11 protein-coding genes and 4 tRNA genes are annotated in these 13091 nt (G+C 70.1%); 8 read left to right on the forward strand and 7 right to left on the reverse strand.

What is annotated here, in order from left to right; all coding sequences use genetic code 11:
- Positions 1-48 precede the first annotated feature (48 nt).
- On the forward strand, positions 49-801 hold the full coding sequence (locus tag U3653_RS23790; RefSeq protein WP_195082247.1) for an alpha/beta fold hydrolase: 753 nt from the start codon (positions 49-51) through the stop codon (positions 799-801).
- Here U3653_RS23790 and U3653_RS23795 read toward each other — a convergent pair.
- Positions 798-1328: a GNAT family N-acetyltransferase gene (locus tag U3653_RS23795; protein WP_195082248.1), complete on the reverse strand. Its 531-nt coding sequence runs from the start codon at positions 1326-1328 to the stop codon at positions 798-800. The two genes, U3653_RS23790 and U3653_RS23795, sit on opposite strands and share 4 nt — an antisense overlap.
- Positions 1329-1492: 164 nt before the next feature.
- Here U3653_RS23795 and U3653_RS23800 point away from each other — a divergent pair, with 164 nt between their 5' ends.
- Positions 1493-2143 carry a CE1 family esterase gene (locus U3653_RS23800; protein WP_195082249.1) on the forward strand — a complete coding sequence of 217 codons (651 nt, stop codon included), beginning with the start codon at positions 1493-1495 and terminating at the stop codon, positions 2141-2143.
- The gene (locus tag U3653_RS23805; protein WP_195082250.1) at positions 2134-2577 is read left to right on the forward strand and encodes an alpha/beta hydrolase family protein; all 444 of its coding nucleotides are present in this window, start codon (positions 2134-2136) and stop codon (positions 2575-2577) included. The genes U3653_RS23800 and U3653_RS23805 overlap by 10 nt, the downstream gene beginning before the upstream one ends.
- 46 nt (positions 2578-2623) lie before the next feature.
- Here U3653_RS23805 and U3653_RS23810 read toward each other — a convergent pair whose 3' ends face one another.
- Positions 2624-3853, reverse strand: coding sequence for an MFS transporter (locus U3653_RS23810; RefSeq protein ID WP_195082251.1), 1230 nt, complete (start codon positions 3851-3853; stop codon positions 2624-2626).
- Positions 3854-4019: 166 nt separating this feature from the next.
- Here U3653_RS23810 and U3653_RS23815 point away from each other — a divergent pair, with 166 nt between their 5' ends.
- The 3 genes from U3653_RS23815 to U3653_RS23825 all read left to right on the forward strand — a co-directional run bounded on the left by U3653_RS23815 (position 4020) and on the right by U3653_RS23825 (position 8374).
- Positions 4020-5252 carry a cytochrome P450 family protein gene (locus tag U3653_RS23815; protein ID WP_195082252.1) on the forward strand — a complete coding sequence of 411 codons (1233 nt, stop codon included), beginning with the start codon at positions 4020-4022 and terminating at the stop codon, positions 5250-5252.
- 58 nt (positions 5253-5310) lie between these two features.
- The gene (locus U3653_RS23820) at positions 5311-6870 is read left to right on the forward strand and encodes a flavin-containing monooxygenase (protein WP_195082253.1); all 1560 of its coding nucleotides are present in this window, start codon (positions 5311-5313) and stop codon (positions 6868-6870) included.
- A gap of 541 nt (positions 6871-7411) precedes the next feature.
- Positions 7412-8374 carry a LysR family transcriptional regulator gene (locus tag U3653_RS23825; RefSeq protein WP_323124445.1) on the forward strand — a complete coding sequence of 321 codons (963 nt, stop codon included), beginning with the start codon at positions 7412-7414 and terminating at the stop codon, positions 8372-8374.
- On the opposite strand, the gene U3653_RS23830 is transcribed toward U3653_RS23825, so the two are convergent.
- Positions 8341-9369 carry a hypothetical protein gene (locus U3653_RS23830; RefSeq protein ID WP_195082255.1) on the reverse strand — a complete coding sequence of 343 codons (1029 nt, stop codon included), beginning with the start codon at positions 9367-9369 and terminating at the stop codon, positions 8341-8343. The genes U3653_RS23825 and U3653_RS23830 overlap by 34 nt on opposite strands.
- Positions 9370-9900: 531 nt before the next feature.
- On the opposite strand from U3653_RS23830, the gene U3653_RS23835 reads away from it, so the two are divergent.
- Entirely contained in the window at positions 9901-10845 is a 945-nt protein-coding gene (locus U3653_RS23835; RefSeq protein ID WP_323124423.1) for a hypothetical protein, read from the forward strand.
- Here the strand turns inward: U3653_RS23835 and U3653_RS23840 are convergent.
- From U3653_RS23840 to U3653_RS23855, 4 genes are all read right to left on the reverse strand, one after another.
- Positions 10811-12040: a sigma factor-like helix-turn-helix DNA-binding protein gene (locus U3653_RS23840; protein WP_323124422.1), complete on the reverse strand. Its 1230-nt coding sequence runs from the start codon at positions 12038-12040 to the stop codon at positions 10811-10813. The two genes, U3653_RS23835 and U3653_RS23840, sit on opposite strands and share 35 nt — an antisense overlap.
- A gap of 232 nt (positions 12041-12272) precedes the next feature.
- Positions 12273-12347 (reverse strand) — tRNA-Val (locus tag U3653_RS23845).
- A 1-nt stretch (position 12348) separates the two neighbouring features.
- Positions 12349-12419, reverse strand: a tRNA-Cys gene (locus U3653_RS23850).
- 43 nt (positions 12420-12462) lie between these two features.
- A tRNA-Gly gene (locus U3653_RS23855) sits at positions 12463-12535 on the reverse strand.
- A gap of 375 nt (positions 12536-12910) precedes the next feature.
- On the opposite strand from U3653_RS23855, the gene U3653_RS23860 reads away from it, so the two are divergent.
- A tRNA-Val gene (locus U3653_RS23860) sits at positions 12911-12982 on the forward strand.
- The last annotated feature ends 109 nt before the right edge of the window (positions 12983-13091 follow it).

Below are 13091 nucleotides of genomic sequence, written 5' to 3' on the forward strand. Positions count from 1 at the left end.
ATGTCCGCTTCGGCGGTCCGGGGCCGCGCCGTGCATTACGATCCCGGCATGGCGAAGTTTGAGACATGGGACGGCCTGGAACTCAATTACCGGGTGTGGGAGGGCGAGGGCGTCCCGGTCGTCCTGCAGCACGGGGTGGTCGCGGACACCAACGCGAACTGGATGAGCACCGGGGTGGTCGCCGCCTTGCAGGCCGCCGGGCACACCGTGGTGTCGCTGGACGCGCGCGGCCACGGTCGTTCCGGCAAGCCGCACGACCCGGCGAAGTACTCGTGGCAGGCCATGGCGCGCGATGTGCGCGCGCTCTACGACGAGCTGGGTTTCGAGGAAGTCGTGCAGGTGGGGTACTCGATGGGCGGGGTGATCTCGCTGCTGGTGGCCGCCGCCGACCAGCGGGTGCGTCGGCTGGCCGTCGGCGGCATCGGATCGGGGGTGCTGGACTGCGGCGGCGTCGATCGCCGCGTGATCGACCTACCCGATCTGCAGGCCGCGATGACCGGAGACGGCGCGGGAGCGTCGCCGACCGCGAAGATGTTCCGGGTGCTCGCCGACGCGGTCCATGCCGACGTGGCTGCCATCCACGCCGTGGCGACCGGCCTGGACGATCGTCCCATCGAGACGCTGGCGGACATCACCGTGCCCGCGCTGGTGCTGGCCGGCGAGGACGACCCCTTCGCCGCCGAACCGGAGCGACTCGCCGCCGCCCTGCCGAACGGCGCGCTCGCCGTCGTGCCGGGCGATCACCTGATGGCGGTGGTGAATCCGGCGTTCCACACCGCGCTCGTCGACTTCCTGCGCTAGAAGACCAGGCGCAGCACGTAGTCGTGATGCACCTGGTTGCCGACGGTGAACGTCCGGGTGCCGACTTCGGTGAAGCCGTGTTTGGCGTAGAAGCGCCGAGCGCGGACGTTCTCCTGGTTGACGCCCAGCCAGACGCCCTGACAGCCCGCGGCGCGCGCCCGGTCCAGCGCGGCGTTCATCAGTGCGGTGGACACTCCGCTGCCGTGCAGGCCGGGCAGCACGTACATCTTGCTGATCTCCGCCATCGGGCTCGGCTCGGCCGGCTCTACCGGCGCAGGGACGCCCGTGACCAGCATCGCGTAGCCGACGATGTCGCCGTCCACGACCGCCTTGAGCACGATCCGGTCCGGATCGCTCAGGTATTCGCCGAACCGCTCGCTCGACAGCATCTCGCCGATGAAGATTTCGATGTCGTCGGGCGTCGCCCCGGGCGGGCACGCGAGCGGAAAGGTTGCCGCCGCGACGTCACTGAGCGCTTCCGCGTCCCAGAGCCCGGCCCGCTCGACGATGACTGGGAGGTCGCTCATGGCTCCATCAGAGCATACGAGCGACGGAGAATGTCATGCTCCGCATGCCGAGGACTTCGCGCGGACGCCGACGGCGGAACTCGCGCAGGCGTCGCCAGCGGATCGATCCGAAAGGCCGACACGGCCTTCAGTCGGATGTAAATATGCTTCTCATGCTTCGGAACATGGTTATCTTCTTCGTCGCACGGGCGGGGCGCGCTCCCGGTGCGTCTCGGCGGAGGATCGGCGTGCGCGCCATCGCGGCCGCTGTCGCGACAGCCTGCACGCTCGCGTCTAGCGCGGGCACGGCAGGGGCGGACGAACAGGCGGCATCGTCCGACCCCGTCGCCTCCGCCGGCTGCGCGGCGCCCGCCGCCGGACCGGGGCGATCGACCCTGCGATTCGCCGCCGGAGACAGAGCGGGCACGTACATCCAAGACCTCCCCGTCACCGAGACGGGGAGGCCGATACCCGTGGTGTTCGATCTGCACGGTTACCTCGAGCCGGCGGAACTCGAGCGGGCCGGCAGCGGGATCAGTTCGCTCGGCGCCGCCGAGCGCTTCGTGACGATCACCCCGCAGCTCGAGCAACCGGGCTTGCCCCGGTGGGATTTCGGCGAGGGCAGCGCCGACATCGCCTATCTGTCCGACCTGATCTCGCACGTCGAGTCTTCGCTGTGCGTCGACCGGCGCCGGATCTACGTCACCGGCCTGTCGATGGGCGCCTTCACCACGTCCTCGCTGGCATGTCAGCTGTCGGACCGGATCGCGGCGATAGCCCCGGTGGGGGCCTGCAGGATTTCCCGTGGTGCCGCACCGAACGTCCCGTGCCCGTGATCGCCTTCCACGGCACCGCGGACCCGATCATCGCCTACACCGGCGGCGCGGGGCCGAACGCTCGGTTCCTGCCGTCCCCGGACGGCTCGGGTTCGGTGGTGCAGCCGGACGCAGGTACCGGCCGACCGGTGATCCAGGGGCCGGGCCCGGAGAGCATCCCGGCGCAGGCGGCGGCCTGGGCGCGCCGCAACGGTTGCGCTGGCGAGCCGGTGCAGCGGCAGATCGCTGCCGACGTGACGCTGTCGAGCTACCCGTGCCCGGCCACGGGCGCCGTCGAGTTCTACTCGATCATCGACGGTGGGCACACCTGGCCCGGCAATCCGTCCGTGGTATCGCCCGCGCCTCTGGTCGGCGCCACCACCACCTCCATCAGCGCCGACCGGATCATGTGGGAGTTCTTCCTGGCCCATCCGCTGGACGGACCTCTCCGCTGATCGCCGTGCCGGGACACCGACCGCAACGGGCGATGCCGGGCGTGACCTACCCGTCGGCGGGGCCGAACTCCGTCGGCTGCTTCTGTGGACGGAGTGAGGCGGGCGCGCTCGCGACCCGATGGGAGCGGAAGACGCGGGAGAGCGCGATCAGGGCTCCGGCGAAGAGCAGCGGGACCACGAAGCCCACACGGTGCCCGGCGCTCGCCGCGACCACGCCGACCACACCGCCGCCGAGCAGCGTCCCCGCGTAGTTGAACAGGTTGAGACGCGCGATGAGCGCGTCCAGTTCCCGTCCGGTCGCGAGTTGTCCGGCCGCGCTGAAACACAGCGGCGCGATCACGGGCAGGCCCGCGCCCGCGACCAGGAAGCCGGCGATCGCGACCGCCGGACTCGGCGCGACCACCACCAGCGCCAGGCCGAGGACGCCCGTGCCCGCCGCCGCCCGCACCACACCACGCGGACCGAAACGGCGCACCAGCGAATCACCGGCCATCCGAGCGGCCAGCGACGCCCCCTGGTAGGCGGCGTAGGCGAGCGCCGCGGTCGCCGAACCGGCGAGCAGGTCGTCGGTGAGGTACAGGGCCGACCAGTTGCCCACCGCGAGGTCGACGGCGAAGACGAACGCCATCGCGATCCCGATCCCGAGATACGCGCGCAGCGCGACGATGGAGCCGGGCGCGGTGGTCTCGGCGGGACCGGTCTCCGCGTCCCGCACGCCGAGCAGCCCACGTCCGAGCGCCCAGCCGAGCAGCAACACGATCGCCGCGGCCGCGAGCAGCGATTCGCGCAGCGTCACCTCCAGCGCCTCACACCCGGAGACGAACAGTGCCCCGGCTATCGTTCCGGCGCTCCACGCGGCATAGAACGACGACAGGATGAACGTCCCGTACCCGTGCTGGATGAAGACCGCCTGCATGTTGGTGCTCGCGTCCACGATGCCGACCGCGATCCCATAGCAGCCGAGCGCGGCCACCAGCAGCGGCGTGTCCGGCGCGAACGCCGCCGCCGAGCCGGTGACGGCCACGAGCAGCAGCCCGATCCGCACCGCCGCGCGGCTGGACCAGCGCAGCGCCAGCCGTTCCGCCAGGACGCTGCCGCCACCGGCCAGCAACGAGATCAGCACCACCGAGACCGCGATCATCCCGTCCGAGAGCCCGAAACGCTGCTTCTGCTGAGGCAATTCGGTCAGCACGACGGCGAGGAAGAAACCCTGTGCGCCGAACGCGAACGAGTTGGCGATCCGGGCACGCCGCAGGACCGGCGCGATCGAACTCATCGGTGCAGGGTAGCCCGAAGCGGACGACGATGCGTGCCGGGCCGCGACGGCGGGGCGAACGCCTATCGCGCGAACGGGTTCGGTCGCGCGGCTGGTCGCCATCCGTGATCGGTGTCACCATCGAAGGGCCGCAACGACACTCGCGAACCAAGGGGGAATCGAACGGATGAGAGAGCTGCCCGCGGATTTCTTTCGCACGCCGTATGCCTTCTACCAGCAGTTGCGGGCCGAGGGGCCGGTGCATCGGATCCGGTTGCGCACCGGTGTTCGCGCCTGGCTGGTCGTCGACTACGACGCCGCCAAGGAGGTGCTTCGCCATCCCGACGTCCGCAAGGATCCGCACGCTCCCCTGGGCGTCGATGCCCGGCGCTCAGCGGCGGGCGACAGCGGCCTCACCGCGGTCAACCAGCGCCTGAGCCACCATCTGCTGAACTCGGACCCGCCGCGGCACGCGCGGCTGCGCAAACTCGTCACCCCGGCGTTCGCGCCCGCCCGGATGGAGGCCATCGCCCCCCGGATCGTGGCGATCGCGGACGATCTGCTCGACGCGATCGACCGTGCGGCGGGTGCGGGTCCGGTCGACCTGCTCGCTGAGTACGCGTTCCCGCTGCCGATCACGGTGATCTGCGAACTGCTCGGCGTGCCGGTCGAGGACCGCGCCCGCTTCCGGGAGTGGTCGGCGGCCGTGGTCGACTCCCCCCTGTCCACCCCGGAGGGCATGCGCGCCGCGACCGACGCCATCGTCGCCTACTTCGACGAACTGATCGCGCGGCGGCGCGCGGAGACACCGGGCGAGGATCTGATCTCCCAGCTGCTGCCCGCCACCGAGGACGGAGACCGGCTCAGCCATGACGAGCTGATCTCCATGGCCTTCCTGATCCTGGTCGCGGGCCACGAGACCACGGTGAACCTGATCGGCAACGCCGTGCTGGCACTGCTGGCCGATCCGGACCGCTACCAGGCCCTGCGCGAGGACCCGGCCGGCGTCACACCGCTGGTGGAGGAGACGCTGCGCCACAACGGCCCGGTCAACGTGGCGACGCTGCGCTACACCACCGCGCCGGTCCACCTGGGCGGCGACGTCATTCCGGCAGGGGAGCTGGTGCTGGTCTCGGTGGCGTCGGCCAACCGTGACGAACGGCACTTCGCCGCGCCCGCGGCGTTCGACCCGGACCGCGGCGCGAACGGCCATCTGGCCTTCGGCCACGGCATCCACTACTGCCTGGGGGCGGCCCTGGCCAGGCTGGAGGCCAGGATCGCGCTGACCCGGCTGGTCGGGCGCTATCCGCTGCTGCGCCCCGCGTTCGACGACGCGGACCTGCGCTGGCGAGAGAGCATCCTGATCCGCGGGCTGCTCGAGCTCCCCGTCGTTGCGGTGGGTACGCCCGCGGTGCGCTGAAGAGCGGATTCGGTCGACCGACTTTGCTGTGCGCCGCTGGCGACGTAATCTCCTGCGCATGACAAGCGGAAGCCGCGTCGGGATCGTCGGTGCGGGTATCGCAGGTCTCGCCTGCGCGAAAGTGCTGAAACAGGCGGGTTTTCCGGTCGAGGTATTCGACCGTGCACCCGATGTCGGTGGTGTGTGGAGCGCGACCCGGCGATACCCGGGACTGCAGACGCAGAACTCCAAGGACACGTATCACTTCTCCGACTTCCCGATGCCCGCCGACTACCCGCGGGTCCTCGACGGACAGCACATGCAGGCCTATCTGGCCGCCTACGCCGAACACTTCGGGCTGACCGAGCACCTGCGGTTGCGCACCGAGGTGGTCGCCGCCGACCCGGTGGACAGCGGCTGGTTGCTGGAAATTCGCGATGAGAGCGGAATCCATCGGGCCTCCTACGACCACCTGGTGATCGCCAACGGTGTCTTCAGCGACCCGGCGATGCCGGAGTACCACGGCGCCGACTGGTTCCGCGCCGCGGGCGGGCAGTTGTGCCATTCCTCGGAGTTCACCGATCTGGAGTCGGTGCGCGGCAAGTCGGTCGTCGTGGTCGGCTACGGCAAGTCCGCCTGTGACATCGCCACCGCGGTGAGCGAGGTCGCGGCGTCCACCTCCGTGGTGGCCCGGAGGCTGTTGTGGAAGATGCCGCGCAAGCTGGCGCGGGTGATCGACTACGAGCGGCTGATGCTGACCCGCTTCGGCGAGGCCCACTTCCACCATCCGCGGGCGCGCTGGATGGACCGGTTCCTGGACGGCCCCGGCGAGTCGGTGCGGATCAGCAACTTCGATCTGATCCAGGAACTTGTCACCAAGCACTCGAACCTGCGCGAACTCGGCCTGGTGCCCGGCGGGCGGTTCGAGCAGATCGCCGAGAGCACCGTCAGCCTGGTCAGCGAAGGCTTCTACGAGCAGGTCGCCAACGGGCGCATCACGGTGCACCGGGACACCACGATCTCCGAGCTGGGCGGCGGCCAGAAGTCGGCGCCCGGGGTCCGGCTGTCCACCGGACAGGTGCTGCAGGCCGACGTCGTGATCTGCGCGACCGGTTTCCAGCAGCGGGTGCCCTTCCTCACGCCGTACATCCAGCGCAGGCTGACCGACGAGCGCGGCAACTTCCGCCTGCACCGCAACATCCTGCCGTTGGAGGTCCCCAATCTGACCTTCGCCGGCTACAACTCCTCGGCGATCAGCACACTGAACGCCGAGGTCGCCGCACATTGGACCGTTGCACTGCTCACCGGCGGGCTCGTTCTGCCGCCCACCGACGAAATGCGGGAGGAGATCGACGCCCGCCTGCGCTGGATGGAGGAACGCACGCACGGCCACCATGCGCACGGCACGTCGGTCGTCCCGTTCTCCATCCAGAACATCGATGAGATGCTCGCCGACCTGAAGTGGCGGCTGCCGCTGCACACGCGCGCGGCCCAGGTGTTCCGCCGGATCAGACCGGAGTCCTACCGGGGATTGGCCGGTCGTCGCAAATCAGGGCAAAGGCCGGTGGCAACCCCGCCGGAGCCGATCGAAGCGGAGCTGCTTCCGTACGAGGGTGACAGCGGCCGGGTCAGCCACTGAGGACTTCCGGGCCGTTCCGATGGCGGCCCGGCCGCTTCCGGATGGGCTGGTTCGGAACGGGCTGCTGGAGTCTCGCGCGCCGAGGACCCGCCGGGTGGCGATCTCTCCGATACCGGCGTCAGATCCGCGTCATGGAGCGGCAACCCACGGCGGGCCACCGCGAGATCGGCTTGCGCGGCCCGGCCGGGCGCGGCTCGGCGACTGTCTGCGCACACTTGCATCGACTGCCGAATCGGCGGATGACGTTCGGCAAATCGTGCCGGGCCGTCCGTCGGCCGTCCTGTCCCCGGCGATGCCTGATGTCTCGACAACGACCGTCCGGCGGCTCCGCAGCCGACGTGTCCAAGGCCGTTTCCCCTGCTCACCAGCGGGTCGGGTGCTCGCGACGGTGACCCACCCGCGGCGGGGGACCTCCTCGATCAGGGGCCGTTCCGTCGACGATCACCCGGCGGCGCACATTCGGCGCGGACTCGCCCCGGTTATCGCGTGCGCAATGCGGGGAGCCGCGGTTTGCGTTGGCGATAATCCAAGGGTGGAAGCGCTGGACATGAATCTCCTCGTGGCCCTCGACGCACTGCTGGACACCAACAGCGTCACCCTGGCCGCGGAGCGCCTACACACCTCGCCGCCCGCGATGAGCCGGACGCTCGCGAAACTCCGCGACGTGCTCGGCGACCCACTGCTCGTCCGCGCCGGTCGCAATCTGGTGCCGACGCCCCGCGCGCTGGAATTGCGTTACGAGGTCAGCACGCTGGTCGAGCAGGGACGCGCGCTGCTGACGCCGCGCGCGGATCTCGACCCGGCGGCGCTGCGCCGGACGTTCGCGGTGCAGGCGGACGACATGGTGCTCACCGAGCTGGCCGGGCCCCTGCTGTCCGCGGTGCGCGCCCGAGCGCCGGGCGTGACGCTGCGCTTCCTGCCCGACAACGTCGAGGGCACCGGCGCACTGCGGGATGGACGCGTCGACCTCGAGGTCGGCCCGATCGATCACACCGATCCGGAGACCACCGTGCGCCGAGTGCTCACCGATCGCGTGATCGGAGTCGCCGCCGCCGACCATCCGCTGGTCACCGATCGCGTCACCGTCGCCGCATACGCCGCCGCGCCGCACCTGAGCATCTCGCGCGCCGGACGTTCGCACGGACCGATCGACGACCGCCTCGCCCTGCACGGCCGCACCCGGCGGGTGGTGGCCACCGTGCCGACGCTGACCAGCGCGCTGTTCGCGGTGCGCGGCAGCGATCTGGTGTGCCCCGCGCCCGCCCTGCTGAGCGCCGCCACGCTACCCGCGATCGGCTTGCGCGCGTTCGAGATACCCCTGCCGTTGCCCGAGGTCGCCATCGGGATGGCGTGGCATCCACGCAACACCGCCGACGGGGGCCATCGCTGGCTGCGCGATCTCGTCCAGCAGACCCTGCTGCGTGCGTTCGCGGCGGCGGGTCCGCCGAAGCGGCGACCGGCCAAGGTGCTTCAGGACAGCGGGGGCGGGCTGGACAGCCGGTAGTCGGCGGGCCTGCGCTGCGCCTCGGTGCGCTCGGACTGATATCCGTTCGTGGTCGATTCACCCGGTGTGGGCCCGAAGACGTCGGAGCGGCTCAGCGGAGCCGCCGCCGTGCGCTTGAGTTCGTCCAGCATGGCTTGCAGCTTGTCCACGTGCGTGTTCTCGACCGGGGTGCGGTCGTCGTCCCCGGCGCGATGCGCTCCGGCCGGTCCGGCGCCCGCGTCGGGAGCCGTCCCGTTCTCCGAGCCGGTGTGGGCGGATGCGGAGGCGACGATGCTCTCGTATGCGGCGTTCTCACCGGAGGCGTACGGGGTGGCGGGTTCGCGCGGGGCGGTGAACCCCTCCTGCCGTTCCGTGCCCGGGTCGCGCGGGGTCGGCGCGGTGAACGACGATGTGGGCTCCCGCTGGACCGGAGCGGTGAAAGCCGGCTCACGCGCGGGCGGGGCGGTGAAGCTCGATGCCGGGTCGCGGGGCGCGGTCAGGCTCTGCGCGGCCGTGGCGCTCGGATCGAGCGTTGGCTCGCGCGGCGGGGTGAAGCTCGTCTGCGCGGCCGAACCCGGTTCAGCGGCCGCGTGCACCGGCTCGCGCGGTGTGCCCTGGAGGCGCGCGCCGTTCCTGCCACCGGCCGGTTCACCGGAATCGCTCTTCTGCGCCGCCGATTCGCCCTCGGGCTCCGCCCGGCGCGCGTTCGATCGGCCCGCGGCTGCCCGGGGTAGCGGGCGTTGGGCGGCCGTTCGCCGATCCTCCCGCGCCGGGTCGTCCTCGGATTCCAGGCGCTCCACCCTGGCATCGAGGCCCGAGATGTCTTGTCCGGCACGGAAAGCCCACGCCTCGAGCTTGGCCAACCGCCCCTCGACGCTCGGTTCGCTCGCCACGGGCTGCGCACCATCGATCCGGGCCGCCACCGCGTCGAGCTTCTCACTGACCTCTCGGAGAGCCGACGCGATACTCGCCAACATCGCGCCGATCGACTCGCCGGTCTGCTGACCGTGCTCCATCCAGTACCCACTTCCCCGTATCGGCCCAGCTCGCACTCGGCCGGACGATTCTATCCGCCAGTTGGACATCCGCGGCTCGCGAAGATTCGGTGGTGCGCCGACCCATGACCTGATCGAAGCAGCCTAGGCCCCCGGAATCGGCCCCCTGCGGGCGGATTACGCGGCGACCCGGTTTGTCCGGAACCGGGCCGGCGCATCTGATCGGTCATTATCCGCCGGAATCGCCTCCCCCGCGAGTCCACGCTCCGGCGCCGCGAAGCGCGCGCCGGTTGCCGCGCGGCCGGGACACCGGGCGCGTCGCGGGATGGCGGCAACTGTCAATCCATCGTTCCCGCAGTGCCGGTCATCAATCCGTGGCATGATGAAAGTCCTTGTGCCGCAGAGAACAACGCCGATTCCGCGGACCGGCCACCTGGGTGGCACACCCGAGCGCGGGGTGAACGGGGCTGGCGAGGTAGCCGAGTCTGACGCACTCTTGATCTATGGCGTAGGTCGCCGGGCCTGCGGTGGTTTGTGCAGGGGAGTGGTCGCGTGAGAACGAAGCAGCGGGCGGAGATCGCCTGCGGGCGCCGAGCGATGCTCGCCGAGTTGGGTATCGGAGAGGCTCCGGGCCGGGTCCGTGGATCGAAGCGCGGTTACGCCTGTGGGTGTCCGGAATGTTCCGCCGCCCAGTGGGATATGCGGCGGCTCAAATACTGGTTGTGCGGCAGGCTGCTCGCCTACGGAGCCGACGAAGCCGAAGTGGATGGGCGTATCGGGACTTTGCCGGTGGATGTGGTCTGGCGCAAAGGCGACCGTGTCTACGCGATCGAGGTGCGCAGCGGACCGCTGGAGCGTGGACTCGCCCAGGAGCACACCGAGCGGTTACGCGCCGAGGGCTGTACGGATGTGTTGTGGCTGTGCCCGCCCGGCTACTGGGTGCCGTACCTGCATGCTCTGGGCATCGCGGACTTCGCGCCCGCCGCCTGTGACTACCGCGCGGTCACCGGCGTGCTGGACACCGAGCACGCGATGGCGGCGCCGCGGCGCGAGCCGGTCGAATTGCGCGAGTTCATCGCGGGCTGGGTACGCGGTGAGTACGTCTGGGGCTATCGGGATGAGAAGACGGGAGGCTGGGCCACGGTGACCGACTGGGAGTACCACACGAAGACGCAGGCCACGGTCATCGCCCGGCAACGCCAGGAGCTGGTCAACCAGCGCACGTCGCTGGCGGTGACCCGGAAGGCGCTGCGGGACAAGCAGAAACACCTGCTGAAGCTCACCACGCGGTTGGAGCGCGCGGAGCAGGCCGCGCAGGAACGGGCCGACGCCCTGGCCTCCGCTCAGCGCACCATCGCCGATCACGACCGGCTCGACAAGGCCCTGCGCAACACCATCGCGAAGCTGGAGGTGACCATCGGCCGCTGGCAGCTGATCACCATCTGCGCGATGCTGCTGATCGTCACGTTCCTGGCGGCGGCGATGGTGGTGCGCTGAGCCGGAACGGCGCTCGGTCCCACCGCCATCGGTGACGCAGCACCAGCGCGAGGAAGTCCAGCAGTTCCAGGCCGGTCTTCGCGCGTACCTCGCCGAGCGCGGCCCACTGCACGGGGCCGCGCTCGACGAGGTCGCGCAGCATCCGTTCGGCGGCGGTGTCGACAGGGCGTGCGAGGAGATCGGGGATGCCGATGCGGCTGCCCGTCCAGACCAGCCAGCCCCAACCGTTGGCGTGCGCGTGCGCCCGAGCGGCGGCGGACTTCACGACGTTGACGTGAAAGCCGACATGGCCCAGTGGCGCGACGTCGATCAGCACCGTGCGGCCGTCGGTGAGCCGCGCGACGATGCTCGGGTAGTGCACCCGCTGCGCGCCGTCGAGCTCGTAGACGACCGCCGCGGGTTGTTCCAGGAAGGTCTCGACCAGGTCGCTGGCGTTGAGAATCCACAGCAGCCTGGCTTCCAAACCGGAGTCGAACGGTACGTCGCGACCGACTTTGTCCAGGTAGAAGCGTCCGCGTCCGTCGTCGTCGCTGTCCACGGTGCGCGCTGAGGCGGCCGGGATCGACGCCGCCGCGCCGGCGCGTGGCCAGTCGACCTGGCCCAGCCAGGGATTCAGCTGACTCGTCGCGCGCGGCTCGGCGTCGTGCAGTTTCGCCAGGCGCCGGTTGGTCTTCTTCTGCCACGCCGCGATGCGCTGGGTGACGAAACCGGCGATCCGCTTGGCGTCCTCGGCCGCGTGCCCGGCCAGCCGCAGCTTGAGGTAGGACAGCTCGGTCGCGGCGATATCGGTGTCGGTCGCGTACGTCTCCACCAGCAGCGCCCGCGTCAGCTGCCGGTCCATGGCGTCGAGCGGATAGCGCGCGGACAGCACGGCGGCGGCGCGATGCCCGGACAGCTGCGCCATCCGGATCATCTGCCCGACCGCTTTGGTGTGCAGTTGGCGCACCCGGTCGCGGGAGAGGTCGTAGCGAGCGCCGATGCGGGCCAGCGTCTCGGGCTTCTCGCCGCCGACCCCAAGCCGAGCCGTCAGCAGATCGCCGTCCTTGGCCTTCCGGTCGGCGCGCAGCGCGATCAACTCGCCGAGCACCTCGTTGACCTCTTCGAGTTCGAACGAGATGTCCTCGCGCAGGTCGAGCGACTCGGGATCGTCGTCATCCGGCGCCGCACCCCGCGCGACCTCCGCACTGATCGTCACGCGACAACCCCCTGACTCGGCTCCGGCACTGTGCGCCACAGCGTATCCGCACCTACCGACACCCGCCGCAGTCCTTGCCACGGCAACGATGGTCAGCTCGGGCAAATCGCCGATGCGGCGCGGCAGGCACGCCGATCGGTCAGCTGCAGGAAGGTCGGGGAAGGGGACGCCCGCTCCCCGTCCCGGAATACAACAAAGGCCCGGTGAGAACCGGGCCCGAGTTGTGAGACGGTGGTGCGCGATACTGGGATTGAACCAGTGACCTCTTCCGTGTCAGGGAAGCGCTCTCCCGCTGAGCTAATCGCGCGAGGTGGAGACGGGAATCGAACCCGTGTGCACGGCTTTGCAGGCCGTTGCCTCACCACTCGGCCACTCCACCGCGCAAAGGGGGACGGCGTAAAGTTGCCTGGCCCTACCTCTCGAGCGGATGACGGGATTCGAACCCGCGACCCTCACCTTGGCAAGGTGATGCGCTACCAGCTGCGCTACATCCGCATTCTGCCTCCCCGGGGCTCGTTTCCGGCCTCCGTGGTGCGAGACAGAACATTAGCCGACGCTCGGTGAAAGGTACAAATCCGCTGGTAGAACGGCAGAAATCCGGAAGGTGGCCGACTGTGACACCCGTGGCCTCTGTGGTGGGTGGGGGAGCAGAGACGTCGGTCGTCCCCGCGATCCCCGAAGCGCGTCCAGTCGGCGACCGGGAACGACCGGACATACCGCCACAGCGCGACCGTGCGGAATGGCTGCCCCGGCCGGTGGTTCCGCGCTGAACGACCCCTGTCCGGAGGGCGATTTGGTGAACCGCCGGTGCCGCGTGCTAATGTTTCGTCTCGTCCGGAGGGCGCCTCGCGAGCCTTCGGAAGCCCGTCAGGTCTCATAGCTCAGCGGGAGAGCGTCCGCCTCACACGCGGAAGGTCGCTGGTTCGATCCCAGCTGGGACCACTTCATCCCCTCGACGAATTACCTGGTCGGGGGGATTTTTATCTTTCCGGTCGTTCCGGCTCGAGTCGGGCCGTCTTCGGCCGCGTGTGCCACGGAATCCTGTCGCGGA

Origin of the sequence: Nocardia implantans, assembly GCF_035544775.1 — a bacterium.
Taxonomy (GTDB): domain Bacteria; phylum Actinomycetota; class Actinomycetes; order Mycobacteriales; family Mycobacteriaceae; genus Nocardia; species Nocardia implantans.